The organism is Bradyrhizobium sp. WBOS08, assembly GCF_024585125.1.
Classification (GTDB): Bacteria; Pseudomonadota; Alphaproteobacteria; order Rhizobiales; family Xanthobacteraceae; genus Bradyrhizobium; species Bradyrhizobium japonicum_B.
Genome location: NZ_CP028988.1, coordinates 6,361,628 through 6,376,474, shown reverse-complemented (window position 1 = coordinate 6,376,474; position 14,847 = coordinate 6,361,628). Strand labels below are relative to the sequence as shown.

Genomic DNA, 14,847 nt, shown 5'->3' with positions numbered 1-14,847 from the left:
GGCATGATCCTTCCCGCGCTGTTCTTCTATCTCTTCGCCGGAATCTGCGTCGCCTCGGCGGTGATGGTGATTGTCTCGCGCAATCCTGTGCACTCCGTGCTGTACCTGATCCTGGCCTTCGTCAACGCCTCCGGCCTGTTCGTGCTGATGGGCGCCGAATTCCTCGGCATGATGCTGATCGTCGTCTATGTCGGCGCGGTCGCGGTGCTGTTCCTGTTCGTGATCATGATGCTCGACGTCGACTTCCTCGAGTTGCGCGAGGGCTTCATCGAGTACCTGCCGGTAGGCCTCGTGATCGGCGGCATCTTCCTGTTCGAGCTGCTGCTCACCGTCGGCTTCTGGGTTATCAATCCCGGCGTCTCCAAGACGATCACGGCGGCGATCCCGGCCAACGTCTCCAACACCGAGGCGCTCGGGCTCGTGCTCTATACGAAGTACATCCACTACTTCCAGCTCTCGGGCATGGTGCTGCTGGTCGCCATGATCGGCGCCATCGTGCTGACGCTGCGCCACAAGGCGAGCGTGAAGCGGCAGGACATCAACGTTCAGAACGCGCGCACGCCCGAGATGGCGATGGCGATGCGCAAGGTGGCGCCGGGGCAGGGGCTCTCGGATGCCGATGCGGCGGAGTGGGTGAAATGACGATCGGGCTCGGACATTATCTGGCGGTCGGCGCGATCCTGTTCACGCTCGGCATCCTCGGCATCTTCCTGAACCGCAAGAACATCATCGTCATCCTGATGTCGATCGAGCTGATCCTGCTCTCGGTCAACATTAACCTCGTGGCATTCTCGACCTTCCTCGGCGACATCGTCGGCCAGGTCTTCGCGCTGCTGGTGCTCACCGTCGCGGCGGCTGAAGCTGCGATCGGTCTTGCCATCCTGGTGGTCTATTTCCGCAACCGCGGCTCGATCGCGGTTGAGGACGTCAATCTGATGAAGGGCTGAGCTCTCAAATGGTTCAGGCAATCGTTTTCCTGCCTCTCTTGGGCGCCATTCTGGCCGGCCTGATCGCGCTCGTCGGCGCGCATGCCCGCAACCCCTCGGGTGACGAGCTCGATCATCACGGCGACCACGGACATGGCCACGGCGACGCTCACGCCTCGACGGCCCATGACGCCCATGGCCATGGCGCCCATGGCCATGACGACCATGGCCACGACGACCACGCTCACGGCCCGGCCGAGCCGCCGGCCGCCGGCTCGCGCGCTGCCGAGCTGATCACGACTGCGCTGCTGTTCGTCTCGGCGGCGCTGTCCTGGATGACGCTGGTCGATGTCGGCTTCATGCACCATGACGCCCGCATCCAGCTGCTGCCCTGGATCTTCTCCGGCGATCTCCAGGTCTGGTGGACGCTGCGGGTCGACACGCTCACTGCCGTGATGCTGGTGGTGGTGACCACAGTGTCCTCGCTCGTGCACCTCTATTCCATCGGCTACATGGACGAGGACCCGAATCGGCCGCGTTTCTTCGGCTATCTCAGCCTGTTCACCTTCGCGATGCTGATGCTGGTGACCGCGGACAACCTCGTGCAGCTGTTCTTCGGCTGGGAAGGCGTCGGTCTCGCCAGCTACCTCTTGATCGGCTTCTGGTACCAGAAGCCGTCGGCAAACGCGGCCGCCATCAAGGCTTTCGTCGTCAACCGCGTCGGCGACTTCGGCTTCGCGCTCGGCATCTTCGCGGTCTTCATGTTGGTCGGCTCGACCGATTTCGAGACGATCTTCCATGCCGCACCCGGCCTCACCGGCAAGACCATCAACTTCCTCGGCTGGCACGCCGACGCGCTGACCCTGACCTGCCTGCTGCTGTTCATGGGCGCGATGGGCAAGTCGGCGCAGTTCCTGCTGCACACCTGGTTGCCGGACGCGATGGAAGGCCCGACCCCCGTGTCGGCGCTGATCCATGCCGCGACCATGGTCACCGCCGGCGTGTTCATGGTGGCGCGCCTGTCGCCGCTGTTCGAGCTCGCCCCGACCGCGCAGGCCGTCGTGATGTTCTTCGGTGCCACCACGGCGTTCTTCGCGGCCACGATCGGCCTCGTCCAGAACGACATCAAGCGCATCGTCGCCTACTCGACCTGCTCGCAGCTCGGCTACATGTTCGTGGCGATGGGAGCAGGGGCCTATTCGGTCGGCATGTTCCACCTGTTCACGCACGCCTTCTTCAAGGCGCTGCTGTTCCTAGGCTCCGGCTCGGTGATCTACGCGATGCACCACGAGCAGGACATCCGCAACATGGGCGGCCTCTGGAAGAAGATCCCCTACACCTACGCGGTGATGGTGGTCGGCACCCTGGCGCTGACCGGCTTCCCGCTCACCGCCGGCTACTTCTCCAAGGATGCCATCATCGAAGCGGCCTACGCCTCGCACAATCCGTTCGGGATGTACGGCTTCCTGATGACGATCGTCGCCGCCGGCCTGACCTCGTTCTACTCCTGGCGCCTGATCTTCAAGACCTTCCACGGCGAGCCGCATGACGAGCATCATTACGAGGCCGCGCATGAAGCTCCGCTCTGGATCCTGGTCCCGATCGGCGTGCTCGCGGTCGGCTCGTTCGTCGCCGGGTTCCCGTTCAAGGAGCTGTTCGCCGGTCACGGCGTCGAGGAGTTCTTCCGCGAGTCCGTGAAGATGAACCCGCACATCATCGAGGAGATGCACCACATCCCGCAGACCATCGCCTTCCTGCCGACGGTGATGATGGTGCTGGGCTTCCTGGTCTCGTACCTGTTCTACATCCGCCGGCCCTATCTGCCGGTCGAGCTCGCGAACACGCAGCCGATGCTGTACCAGTTCCTGCTCAACAAATGGTATTTCGACGAGCTCTACGACATCATCTTCGTCCGTCCGGCGAAGTGGCTCGGCTACCAGCTCTGGAAGAAGGGCGACGGCTTCGTCATCGACGGCTTCGGTCCCGACGGGGTCTCGGCCCGCGTGCTGGATGTCACCCGCAACGTCGTGAAGATCCAGACCGGCTATCTCTATCACTACGCGTTCGCCATGCTGATCGGCGCCGCCGGCCTGATCACCTGGTTCATGTTCGGCTTTGGAGGCCAGTAAATGACGACCTGGCCCATCCTTTCGGTCACGACGTTCCTGCCGCTGGTCGGCGCGCTGATCGTCTATCTCAGCCGCGGCGACGACGAGGCGGCCAAGCGCAATTCGCGCTGGATCGCGCTCTGGACCACGCTGATCACCTTCGCGGTGTCGGTGATCCTGGTCATGCGCTTCGACCCCGCCAATCCCGACTTCCAGTTCGTCGAGAAGGCGAACTGGCTCGCCACCGGCATCACCTACCACATGGGCGTCGACGGCATCTCGCTGCCGCTGGTGATCCTCACCACCGCCGTGATGCCGTTCTGCATCATCGCGAGCTGGAAGGCGATCAACAACCGCGTCCGCGAATACATGATGGCGTTTCTGATCCTGGAAACGCTGATGATCGGCACCTTCTCGGCGCTCGATCTCGTGCTGTTCTACCTGTTCTTCGAGGGCGGCCTGATCCCGATGTTCCTGATCATCGGCGTCTGGGGCGGCCCGCGCCGGGTCTACGCGTCGTTCAAGTTCTTCCTCTACACGCTGCTCGGCTCGGTCCTGATGCTCCTCGCCATCATGGCGCTGTACTGGAACGGCGGCACCACCGACATCCCGACCCTGATGCACACCGCCGTGCCGCGGAACTTGCAGACTTGGGCTTGGCTCGCCTTCTTCGCCTCCTTCGCGGTGAAGATGCCGATGTGGCCGGTGCACACCTGGCTGCCCGACGCGCACGTCGAAGCGCCGACCGCGGGCTCGGTGGTGCTGGCCGCGATCCTGCTGAAGATGGGCGGCTACGGCTTCCTGCGCTTCTCGCTGCCGATGTTCCCACTGGCCTCGCACGACTTCGCGCCGCTGATCTTCACGCTCTCTGCCATCGCCATCATCTACACCTCGCTTGTGGCCTTGATGCAGGAGGACATGAAGAAGCTGATCGCATACTCCTCGGTGGCGCATATGGGCTTTGTCACCATGGGCATCTTCGCCGGCACCATGCAGGGCGTCGCCGGCGGCGTGTTCCAGATGATCTCGCACGGCATCGTCTCCGGCGCGCTGTTCCTCTGCGTCGGCGTCGTCTACGACCGCCTGCACACCCGCGAGATCGCGGCCTATGGCGGCCTCGTCAACCGGATGCCGCTCTACGCGATGACCTTCATGGTCTTCACCATGGCCAATGTCGGCCTGCCCGGCACCAGCGGCTTCGTCGGCGAGTTCATGACGCTGCTCGGCACCTTCAAGGTCTCGATCCCGACGGCGTTCTTCGCCAGCTTCGGCGTGATCCTCTCGGCGGCCTATGCGCTGTGGCTCTACCGCAAGGTCGTGTTCGGCGCGCTGACCAAGCCGTCGCTGGCGAGCATGAAGGATCTCACCTTGCGCGAGTGCGTGATCCTGTTCCCGATGATCGCGCTGACGATCCTGTTCGGCGTCTATCCGAAGCCGGTGCTCGACATGTCGGCCGCGTCGGTCCAGCAACTCGTCAACAATTACAACAACGCCGTGACGGCCGTGAAGGCCGCCGCACTGCTCCATTGATCGGGCAGGTCAGGATATCGCCATGAGCTTCGAGACTGCAGGTTATCAACTGGCGCCGGTGCTGCCCGAGATCGTGCTCGCGATCGGCGCCATGGCTCTGCTGATGCTGGGCGCCTATCGCGGGCAGGGGACGACCGGTGCGATCACCTCCCTGGCGGTCGTGCTCCTGGTCGTGGTCGGCGTGCTCGAATACATGCTGCCCGCCGGCAAGCATGTGACCTTCGGCGGCAGCTTCATCGTCGACGATTTCGCCCGCTTCATGAAGATCCTGGCCTTGATCGGTTCGGCGGTGACGCTGATCCTGTCGACCGAGTTCCTGTCCGACCCGTCGCGCCGCATCTTCGAATATTCCATCCTGGTGCTGCTCTCGACGGTCGGCATGATGGTGCTGATCTCGGCCGGCGACCTGATCTCGCTCTATCTCGGCCTCGAATTGATGTCGCTGGCGCTCTATGTCGTGGCGGCCTCCAACCGCGACAACGCCAAGTCGACCGAAGCCGGCCTGAAGTACTTCGTGCTCGGCGCGCTGTCCTCGGGCATGCTGCTGTACGGTGCCTCGCTGGTCTACGGCTTCACCGGCACGGTCAGCTTCACCGGCATCGCCGCGGCCGCGACGGTCTCGAATGTCGGGCTGGTGTTCGGTCTCGTCTTCCTGCTGGTCGGCCTCTGCTTCAAGGTCTCGGCGGTGCCGTTCCACATGTGGACGCCCGACGTTTACGAGGGCGCGCCGACCCCGGTCACCGCCTTCTTCGCCTCGGCGCCGAAGGTCGCCGCGCTCGCCGTGTTCACCCGCGTCACGCTGACCGCTTTCCCGGGCATCGTCTCGCAGTGGCAGCAGATCCTGGTGTTCGTCTCGATCGCCTCGATGGCGCTGGGCTCCTTCGCCGCGATCGGCCAGACCAACATCAAGCGCCTGATGGCCTATTCTTCGATCGGCCACATGGGCTTCGCCCTGGTCGGCCTTGCCTCCGGCACGGTCGAGGGCGCGCAGGGCGTCCTGATGTACATCGTGATCTATGTCGCGATGACGCTGGGCTCGTTCTCGATCATCCTCGCCATGCGCCGCAACGGCCAGGCCGTCGAGCAGATCAGCGATTTCGCCGGCCTGTCGCGGACCAATCCGCTGCTCGCCTTCATGTTCGCGATGCTGCTGTTCTCGCTCGCCGGCATTCCGCCGCTCGCCGGCTTCTTCGCCAAATGGTACGTCTTCGTCGCCGCCATCAAGGCGAACTTGTTCACGCTCGCCGTCGTCGGCGTGCTGACCAGCGTGGTCGGCGCCTACTATTATCTCGCCATCGTCAAGACGATGTATTTCGACGAGCCGGCCGGACAGGTCGATCCGGTCCGCGTCGAGGTGAAGACGGTGCTGGCGGTCGCGGGCCTGTTCAACATCCTGTTCGCCCTGTTCGCTGGCCCCGTGGTGAGCGTCGCCTCCGCCGCGGCAAAGTCGCTGTTTTAGGATGGCTTTCGCGCTCGGTCCTCGCGCCTCATCCGCGGGCTACAAGCTCGCGGCGTTCGAGCGGACCGGCTCGACCAACACCGAGGCGATCGAGCGCGCCAGGGCCGGCGAACGCGGCCCGATGTGGCTCGTCACGTCCGAGCAGACCGCCGGCCGCGGCCGCCGTCAGCGGCCCTGGATCGCGCCGCGCGGCAATCTCGCCGCCAGCGTCCTCGAAGTCCTGGACGTCGCGCCGGCAATTGCCGCCACCATCGGCTTTGCCGCCGGGCTGGCCGAGGAGGCCGCCCTGGAAAAGGTCAGCCTCGAGGCCGCGCTCCGGCTCGGCGAGAGCCGTCCTCGCTACGCGCTGAAATGGCCCAATGACGTGCTGGCCAACGGCAAGAAGCTGGTCGGCATCGGCCTGGAGGCCGAGGCCGTCGGCGACCGCCTCGCCATCGTCGTCGGCATCGGCACCAATGTCGTCGCGGCGCCCGAGGGCACCCCGACGCCCGCGGTGTCGCTGGCCGCGCTCGGCGTCCAGATCAGTGCGGAGGAGCTGTTCTCGGCCTTGTCTGACGCCTGGGTCGAGTTCCGCGGCATCTGGGACAATGGAAGCGGCTTTGCCGAGATCCGCAAGCTGTGGCTGGAGCGCGCTGCCGGCCTCGGCGAGAAGGTCTCGATCCACACGGGGACGGTGACGCTGGAAGGCATTTTTGACACCATCGATGATACCGGCTGCCTGATCGTCCGAACTGCGGAGGGCCGCCGCGTGCCGGTGGCGGCAGGCGAGGTGTTCTTCGGTCCGGTCCGCTCGGTGGGAGCTGCATGATGGCGAAGCCCGAGGAACTGGTCTTTGCGCCGCTCGGCGGTGTCGGCGAGATCGGCATGAACCTGTCGATCTACGGCCTCGGCAGCCGCCAGCAGCGCGCCTGGATGGCGGTCGATCTCGGCGTCTCCTTCGGCGACGAGGAGCATCTGCCGGGCATCGACCTGATCATGCCGGACATCTCCTTCCTGGAGAAGGAACGCAAGAACCTGATGGGCCTGGTGCTGACCCACGCCCATGAGGACCATTTCGGCGCCATCATCGACCTCTGGCCGAAGCTGAAATGCCCGATCTATGCGACGCAGTTCAGCGCCGCGCTGTTCGAGGCCAAATGCGCCGCCGAGCGCAACGCGCCGAAGATCCCGGTGACGGTGGTGCCGTCGGGCGGCCGCGTCGATGTCGGACCGTTCAACGTCGAATTCATCCCCGTCGCCCATTCGATTCCCGAGGCGCACGCGCTGGCGATCCACACCTCGGCCGGCACGGTGCTGCACACCGGCGACTGGAAGATCGATCCGACCCCGACGCTCGGGGCTCCCACCGACGAGAAGCGGCTGCGCGAGCTCGGCGAAGAGGGCCTGCTCGCCTTGATCGGCGATTCCACCAACGCGGTGCGCGACGGGCGCTCACCCTCGGAAGCCGAGGTCGCCCGGACCATCATCGACCTCGTGAAGGCTGCCAAGGGCCGCGTCGCCGTGACGACCTTCGCCTCCAACGTCGCGCGCATCAAGGCGGTGGCCGCCGCCGCCAAGGCCGCGGACCGCGAGGTCGTCGTGGTCGGCCGCGCCATGGAGCGCGTGGTGCAGGTCGCGCGCGAGACCGGCTATCTCGACGGCGTGCAGAATTTCCGCTCGCCCGAGGTTTACGGCCATCTGCCGCAGGACAAGGTGCTGGCGCTGTGCACCGGCAGCCAGGGCGAGCCGCGCGCCGCGCTGGCGCGCATCGCCAATGACGACCATCCCGAGATCACGCTCAACCGCGGCGACAGCGTCATCTTCTCCTCGCGCACCATTCCCGGCAACGAGAAGGCCGTCAGCTCGATCGTCAACAATCTGGTGCTGCAGGGCGTCGAGATCATCACCGACCGCGACGCGCTGGTCCACGTCTCCGGCCATCCCCGCCGTGACGAATTGCGCGACCTGATCGCCTGGACCAGGCCGCAGCTCCTGATCCCCGTCCATGGCGAGGCCCTGCATCTGCACGAGCACGCCAAGCTGGCGCGGGCCGCCGGCGTGCCGCGCGTGCTGGTCTGCCGCAACGGCGACCTCGTCAAGCTCGGCCCCGGCGATCCCGGCATCGTCGGCGAGGTGCCGTCGGGGCGTCTCTACAAGGACGGCACGATCTTGGAGGATTCCAAGTCCCGCGCCGTGGTCGAGCGGCGGCGCATGGCCTTCTCCGGCTGCGCCTTCGTCGCCATTGCCATGACCGAGCAGGGGGAGCTCGCCGACGATCCCGAGGTCGACCTGGTCGGAATCCCCGACAAGAACCGGGCGGGCGAGCCGTTCGACGACATCGTGTTCGACGCCGTGATGTCGACCATCGAGGGCCTGCCGAAGGCGCGCCGCCGCGATGCGGATGCGCTGGCCGAGTCGGTGCGACGCGCCGTCCGGGCCGTCATCAACGAACATTGGGGCAAGAAGCCCCCCTGTCTGGTACACGTACTGACAGTCTAATTTTGGCATGATCTTTTCGGAAAACCGCTTCACACTTTGCGCTAACGCGGCCCTTCGGGTCCGGATCATGCCTTAAGGGGAGAGAACCATGCTGGGCCGGCTCAACCATGTCGCGATCGCGACCAAGGATGCCGTCAAGGCGGCCAGGATCTACGGCGCCGCGTTCGGCGCTCAGATCTCGGACGCCGTGCCGCTGCCCGAGCACGGTGTCATCACCGTATTCGCGACGCTGCCCAACACCAAGATCGAGTTCATCGAGCCGCTAGGGGAGGCCTCGCCGATCGCGAAATTCGTCGAGCGCAACCCCGACGGCGGCATCCACCACGTCTGCTACGAGGTGGTCGACATCATCGCCTCGCGCGACACGCTGGTGAAGGAGGGGGCCAGGGTGCTCGGTGACGGCGTGCCGAAGATCGGCGCCCATGGCAAGCCGGTGCTGTTCCTGCATCCGAAGGACTTTTCTGGCGCGTTGGTCGAAATCGAGCAGGCATAAGCCCGTCCCATGGCCATCCAGATATCGACCGCGATCGCGATCTACTTCGTCATCTGGTGGGTCGCGCTGTTCGTGACGCTGCCGTTCGGCGTGCGCAGCCAGCACGAGGACGGCGTCGGCGCGCCCGGCACCGATCCCGGCGCCCCGATCCTGACCCGGATGGGCCGCAAGCTGATCTGGACCACGATCATCTCGGCCATCATCTACGGCCTCGGCATGCTCGCCTATAACGCCGGCTATCTCTCGATCGAGCGCCTGTCGAAGCTGATGGGCATGCCGTTCTAACTTCACCTCTCCCCGAAGGGGAGAGGTCGGATTGCTCCTGGCGATGCGAAGCATCGTCCAGTGCAATCCGGGTGAGGGGCCGCAATAGGCGGTGAGACCGTAACCCCTCACCCGGATCGCATCTTTCGATGCGATCCGACCTCTCCCTTCGGGAGAGGTGCGGCACCGCGATAGACCTTGTTTCGTCTCACCACTCGCTTAGAGTTTTGCGTGTGTTTGATTGCTTTGGGGGGACACAAATGACTTTTCAACGCATCGTCGTTGCGCTGCTGGTGCTGATTGTCGCCGGCCTCGGCGCCATCGGCTATGTCGAGTGGAAGCTGGCCGTGCAGGTGCGAACGCTGAAGGCGTTCGTCGAGGGCTACGTCTTCAACGAAGCGGTGATGGCCTGCGAGCAGGCCAAGAGCTCGACACCGTTCAAATGGAACGGTGGCAAGAGCACCTCGGTGATCGGCCTGAACTCGGTCAAGCTCGACAAATACAACGTCAGCGCCAGCTACACGCTGGTCGCCGATCTCGTTTATTGTGATTACGATCCGATCAAGAGAAAGGCCGAGATCGGCTCAAGCTTCCTGGAGCGGGAGTAATTGTTCGGTGTCCTGCGTGAGCACGACGCAGAACTGCGTATCGCTTGACGCGAGTGCGCAGCCTCGTCGCACTTTCGCGCAAGACCATCAAATCGTTCGGCGTTGGCGGCCCGCGATCATTCCGTAGACCAGCAGCACGATGATCGCGCCAACGACCGCGCCGATCAATCCTGCTCCTTCTTCGGGGCGATACCAGCCAAGGGCCTGGCCGAGGTAGGTCGCAACGAATGCGCCCACGATGCCGAGGATGGTCGTCAGGATGAAGCCGGACGGCTCGTTGTCCCCGGGCATGATGAACTTGGCTATGACGCCGGCGACGAAGCCGATGATGATCGTCCAGAGAATGCTCATTTCAAACCTCTTCGAGTTAGGCGGCGGCAGTCAAGCCTGCGGCAGGCGCCCATCCGGTGTGTACTTGTCGATCGCCGACGGCAATTCCCGGGACAGCCTTGCGAGAATCTCGTCTTGAGAGAGCCCCGTCTGCTGTTCGAGCTTCTCGAGCACGTCGGCGCCAACGGCAGTTTTCAGCTCAGGCGGCGCAATCTCCCTGTTGGGGCCGGGCTTTACCCAGGAGTCGGCGACCTCGCCCCGTCCATTCTGGTTAAACCTTTCCAGGAGCTCGCCAATTCCTCCATTGAGCAGCCCCCCGATGCCGCCCGCGCCGAGCATGCCGCCCAAATTGCCCAACATTCCCCCAAGCGGCTCCTGAGCACTCCCGCCGGCGGGCCCTCCGCCCGCAGACCCTGCGCCTGAACCCTTGAGCAGTTCGGCCAGCTTGTCGCGGTTTTGATAGCCAGCGATGGCCAGCATCGCCAGAAGGGCAGTCATGGAAGGTATTCCGCGCGCCATTGGCGTCTCCTTGAGATCCGAGATCCGAGAAGAGCGAAACTGTCTCAAGACGCCTGAGTTCCCGAGATCACACATGATCGCTAGCGGCGAAGCGTCTCGCTGTTGCGAGGGTGAGAACCGACGACGGGGCGGGACGGGCTGGCCGGGCAGCGCGGCAGGAGGTAGTAAATCCGATCTCAGCTCGACCCCGGCGGAGCCGGACGATCTCAGGACCAAGCGCCGCGCGAGAACGCAAATGCCGTCATCGGAAGCCGCCGACCGGATCATCGATCTCTACCAGCGCCAGGCCTCGGACTGGATCGAGAAGCGCGCCCAGAGCCGCCTGTTCGAGCGAGCCTGGCTCGACCGCTTTCGCGCGCTGCTGCCTCCCGCCGGCCCGGTCCTCGATTTGGGCTGTGGCTCCGCCATGCCGATCGCCGGATATCTCATCGGTCTCGGTCACCCCGTCGTGGGCGTGGATTCCGCCCCGGCGATGATCGCGGAGTGCCGACGTCGTTTCCCGCAGCAGGAGTGGAATGTCGGCGACATGCGCCAGCTTGCGTTGGGGCGACGCTTCTGCGGAATCCTGGCCTGGGACAGCTTCTTTCATCTGTCCTTTGAGGACCAGCGCCGCATGTTCCAGATCTTTCGCGAGCATGCCGCGCCGGATGCGGCGCTGATGTTCACGAGCGGTCCCGCGCACGGGGAGGCCATCGGACAATTCGGCGGCGAGCCGCTGTATCATGCGAGCCTGGATGCCAGCGAATATCGGTCGCTCCTGGGCCGGAACGGCTTCCGCGTCGTGTCGCATGTCGCCGACGATCGCGATTGCGGCGGGCACACGATCTGGCTTGCACAGCGCATCGAGACGCTCGGTTTAGTCGAATGATCGTGGCGATAGGCGCCAGGGCGCTTTGCGGCTATGATGATCCGAAAAGAAGGCCGGCTCAAATCCTGACATGGGAGTGAACAGCTGCTCCCGCCGGCATAGTGGGGGAGACCGGCATGAGTTCAGCGCCTCGACCGTTGGCCGATCCGCGGCGGCAGGATTATCGAATTCTCCATGAAGCCGATTTGCGGGATTACATTGCCGAGGTCTTCGATGTTGCGGCCCGGCTGGGCGGCGAGCCGGCGTCCTGGACCATCACCGAGGTCGGCGACGGCAACCTCAACCTCGTCTTCATCGTCAAGGGCCCGCGCGGCGGCATCGCCGTCAAGCAGGCGCTGCCCTATGTCCGCCTCGTCGGCGAGAGCTGGCCGTTGCCGCTGTCGCGGGCCCATTACGAATATCTGGCGCTGTCGAAGCAGGCCCAGCTCGCGCCCGGCCTCGTGCCGGCTTTGCTGCATCACAACGAGGATCTGGCGCTGACGGTGATGGAGCTGCTCGAGCCCCATATCATCATGCGCAAGGGGCTGGTTGCCGGCACGCGATATCCCGGCTTCGTCGGCGACATCACCACCTTCATGGCGCGAACGCTGTTCTTCACCTCCGATCTCGCGCTGTCCGCGGCCGAGAAGAAGGAGGGCATCGCAGCCTTCGCCGGCAACCACGCGCTGTGCAAGATCACCGAGGATTTGATCTTCACCGATCCCTACCGTATCGCCGAGCAGAACCGCTGGACCGCGCCGTATCTCGATGGCGTTGCCGCTGAGCTGCGCGACGACATGGAGCTGCACGTCGCGATCTCCCGGCTGAAGCTGAAGTTCATGGCAAGCCCGGAAGCGCTGCTGCACGGCGATCTCCACACCGGATCGATGATGGTCACGGAGAGCGAGACCCGGGTGATCGATCCCGAATTCGCATTCTACGGCCCGATGGGCTTCGACGTCGGCGCCGTGCTCGCCAACCTCCTAATGGCCTATTTCGCCTCCGCCGGCCACGAGCGTGCGCCGGGCGGGCGGGCCGCGTTCGAGGCCTGGGTCCTGGAGACGGTCGAGCAGGTCTGGAGCGAGTTCGCCCGCAAATTCCTCGAGCTCTGGCGCGCCGGCGCGGCAGGCGACGCCTACCCGGCCTCGCTGTTTGCCGGAGAGAAGGGCGCCGCGCGCCTGGAGGCCGAGCGGCAGGCCTACATGCAACGCCTGTTCGCCGACACGATCGGCTTCGCCGCCGCAAAGATCATCCGCCGCATCTTCGGCCTCGCCCACAACATCGATTTCGAGCTGATCGAGGCGGCGAAGACGCGCGCGATCAGCGAAGCGCGCGCGGTGCGGCTGGCGCGCACGATGATGGTGGAGACGCCGACGTTCCGGACGATCGCGGACGTCACGGGTGCCGCGCGAAAACTGCGGGATTGGATGCCGGAATTGTCAGGCTGAAGACCCCGCGCAAAGGGAAGGGGGCGGCATCGGTTCAGGCTGCCCGATGACGCACCGCGTCAGCGCGGATTGCATCGCGGCGACCATGCTACCCGCCCCCCGGGGTCTCGGCCCAAGCGCCAGCTCCAGGACCTGACATTGCTCTCCAGCAAAAACGAAGCTTGCATTCGATGGGCCGCGAATGATCAAATCTCTGATCGGCATCGACCTGCGTTGTTGGGGGACACATGATGTTCAGGATGATCGCAATCATCGCGGGGATGGGGCTGGCACTCGCCGCAACGGCTGAGGCCCAGACGCCGCGCAAGGGCGGAACCATCCGCATGACGGCGCCCTACGGCTCGAGCTTCACCAGCCTCGACATTCACACCACGCAACGGGCGCAGGACGAGATATACGCCAAAGCGCTGCATCGCTCCCTCTACATCTGGAATTCAGCGGAGGGTAAGCCGGTTCTGGAACTCGCCAAGGAGGATGTGGTCTCCGGCGGCGGCCTGGTTCACACCTTCAAGCTGCGCGACGACGCTTATTTCCACAATGGCCGCAAGATGACGGCCGACGACGTCATCTGGTCCTATAACCGCATCATGGACGGCACCAAGGCCTATCCCGGGGCGCGCTTTGTCCGCGTCATCGAGGGCGCCGCCGCGGTGGAGAAGGGCCAGGCCAAGGAAATCTCCGGCCTGAAGAAGATCGACGATTTCACCATTGAGATGAAGCTGACCGACAAGGTCGATCCCGGCTTCTACTTCTTTACCGCGCTGACTTCGATCTATCCCGCCGACGAGGGCGCCAAGGAGAGCTTCATCCAGAAGCCGATCGGCCTCGGACCGTTCAAGTTCGTCGAGCACGTGCCGGGGTCACGCATCGTGCTGGAGCGGTGGGACCGGTTCTACAAGCCCGGCAAGCCCTACGCCGACAAGGTCATCGTGTCGATCATGGCCGAGGCCGCGGCGCGCGACGTCGCCTTTCGCAACAAGGAGATCGACACTTCGGTGCTGGGACCGGCGCAATACGTCGCCTATCAGTCCGACGCCGCCCTCAAGGGCACCATCGTCGAGGTCGCCGAGGTCTTCACCCGCTACATGGGCATGAATCCCTCGTTCAAGCCGTTCTCCGACAAGCGCGTGCGGCAGGCGATCAATTACGCGATCGATACCGATCTGATCATCAACAAGCTGGTCAAGGGCAAGGCCTATCGCGCCACCAGCTGGCTGCCGCTGACCTCGCCCGCCTACGACAAGGCCATGAAGCCTTACTCCTACGACCCCGCCAAGGCCAAGCAGTTGCTCGCCGAGGCCGGCTATCCTCAAGGCTTCGAGTTCGAATGGACCGCCAGCCAGAATGAAAGCTGGGGCCTGCCGATCGTGTCGGCCGTGATCCCGATGCTGGACAAGGTCGGCATCAAGGCCAAGGTCAAGCAGGTCGAGACCGCCGTGCTGGCGGAGGTGGTTCGCACCGGGGACTACCAGGCCTTCATCTATTCCCAGGCCAGCGGGCCGGATCCGCTGGCCGCCCTCAAATGCTTCCACTCGTCGACGCCGCAACCGGCCTGCAACTACATGACCTACAAGAATGCCGATTTCGACAAGCTCGTCGATCAGGCAGGGCAGGCCGACGACGTCGCAAAGCGCAGCGAATTGCTGCAAAAGGCCAATGCGCTGCTCTACGAGGAGGCTCCGGTCTGGTTCTTCAACTACAACAAGGCGGTCATGGCGGTGCAGCCGTGGCTCAAGGGGATCCAGCTGAACGCGACCGAGCTGACCCATCAGAACGTCGAGGATCTCTGGGTCGACGAGACCTCGCCCGCGAAGTGACGTACGCTCGCGCGCTCCCT

General features: G+C 64.5%; 15 protein-coding genes. 13 read left to right on the top strand and 2 right to left on the bottom strand.

What is annotated here, in order from left to right; all coding sequences use genetic code 11:
* Window positions 1–3: 3 nt before the first annotated feature.
* The 10 genes from DCM80_RS30025 to DCM80_RS29980 all read left to right on the top strand — a co-directional run bounded on the left by DCM80_RS30025 (window position 4) and on the right by DCM80_RS29980 (window position 9,866).
* Complete coding sequence (locus DCM80_RS30025; RefSeq protein ID WP_028136073.1) at window positions 4–642, top strand: NADH-quinone oxidoreductase subunit J; 639 nt, start codon at window positions 4–6, stop codon at window positions 640–642.
* Entirely contained in the window at window positions 639–947 is a 309-nt protein-coding gene (gene nuoK, locus DCM80_RS30020) for an NADH-quinone oxidoreductase subunit NuoK (RefSeq protein WP_008547737.1), read from the top strand. The genes DCM80_RS30025 and nuoK overlap by 4 nt, the downstream gene beginning before the upstream one ends.
* Window positions 948–955: 8 nt before the next feature.
* The gene (gene nuoL / locus DCM80_RS30015) at window positions 956–3,055 is read left to right on the top strand and encodes an NADH-quinone oxidoreductase subunit L (protein WP_257194982.1); all 2,100 of its coding nucleotides are present in this window, start codon (window positions 956–958) and stop codon (window positions 3,053–3,055) included.
* On the top strand, window positions 3,056–4,564 hold the full coding sequence (locus DCM80_RS30010; RefSeq protein WP_257194981.1) for an NADH-quinone oxidoreductase subunit M: 1,509 nt from the start codon (window positions 3,056–3,058) through the stop codon (window positions 4,562–4,564).
* 22 nt (window positions 4,565–4,586) lie between these two features.
* Window positions 4,587–6,023, top strand: a complete 1,437-nt coding sequence (gene nuoN / locus DCM80_RS30005; protein ID WP_257194980.1) for an NADH-quinone oxidoreductase subunit NuoN — start codon at window positions 4,587–4,589, stop codon at window positions 6,021–6,023.
* Window position 6,024: 1 nt separating this feature from the next.
* Complete coding sequence (locus DCM80_RS30000; protein WP_257194979.1) at window positions 6,025–6,831, top strand: biotin--[acetyl-CoA-carboxylase] ligase; 807 nt, start codon at window positions 6,025–6,027, stop codon at window positions 6,829–6,831.
* On the top strand, window positions 6,831–8,501 hold the full coding sequence (locus DCM80_RS29995) for a ribonuclease J (protein WP_257198093.1): 1,671 nt from the start codon (window positions 6,831–6,833) through the stop codon (window positions 8,499–8,501). The genes DCM80_RS30000 and DCM80_RS29995 overlap by 1 nt, the downstream gene beginning before the upstream one ends.
* Window positions 8,502–8,589: 88 nt before the next feature.
* Window positions 8,590–8,994: a methylmalonyl-CoA epimerase gene (gene mce / locus DCM80_RS29990; protein WP_028136079.1), complete on the top strand. Its 405-nt coding sequence runs from the start codon at window positions 8,590–8,592 to the stop codon at window positions 8,992–8,994.
* A gap of 9 nt (window positions 8,995–9,003) precedes the next feature.
* Entirely contained in the window at window positions 9,004–9,279 is a 276-nt protein-coding gene (locus DCM80_RS29985; protein ID WP_028136080.1) for a DUF1467 family protein, read from the top strand.
* Between the two features lie 239 nt (window positions 9,280–9,518).
* Window positions 9,519–9,866, top strand: a complete 348-nt coding sequence (locus DCM80_RS29980) for a hypothetical protein (RefSeq protein WP_257194978.1) — start codon at window positions 9,519–9,521, stop codon at window positions 9,864–9,866.
* A gap of 87 nt (window positions 9,867–9,953) precedes the next feature.
* Here DCM80_RS29980 and DCM80_RS29975 read toward each other — a convergent pair whose 3' ends face one another.
* Complete coding sequence (locus tag DCM80_RS29975; protein ID WP_257180018.1) at window positions 9,954–10,217, bottom strand: GlsB/YeaQ/YmgE family stress response membrane protein; 264 nt, start codon at window positions 10,215–10,217, stop codon at window positions 9,954–9,956.
* Between the two features lie 30 nt (window positions 10,218–10,247).
* A complete protein-coding gene (locus DCM80_RS29970; RefSeq protein ID WP_257194977.1) occupies window positions 10,248–10,715 on the bottom strand; it encodes a YidB family protein in 468 nt (155 codons plus the stop codon).
* Window positions 10,716–10,788: 73 nt separating this feature from the next.
* Between DCM80_RS29970 and DCM80_RS29965 the strand changes: the two genes are divergently transcribed.
* The 3 genes from DCM80_RS29965 (at window position 10,789) to DCM80_RS29955 (ending at window position 14,827) form a co-directional block, all read left to right on the top strand.
* Window positions 10,789–11,583 (top strand): class I SAM-dependent methyltransferase, encoded by a 795-nt coding sequence (locus DCM80_RS29965; RefSeq protein WP_306594625.1) that lies wholly within the window; start codon window positions 10,789–10,791, stop codon window positions 11,581–11,583.
* 116 nt (window positions 11,584–11,699) lie between these two features.
* The gene (gene mtnK / locus DCM80_RS29960; protein ID WP_257194976.1) at window positions 11,700–13,010 is read left to right on the top strand and encodes an S-methyl-5-thioribose kinase; all 1,311 of its coding nucleotides are present in this window, start codon (window positions 11,700–11,702) and stop codon (window positions 13,008–13,010) included.
* Between the two features lie 227 nt (window positions 13,011–13,237).
* Complete coding sequence (locus DCM80_RS29955) at window positions 13,238–14,827, top strand: ABC transporter substrate-binding protein (RefSeq protein ID WP_257194975.1); 1,590 nt, start codon at window positions 13,238–13,240, stop codon at window positions 14,825–14,827.
* The last annotated feature ends 20 nt before the right edge of the window (window positions 14,828–14,847 follow it).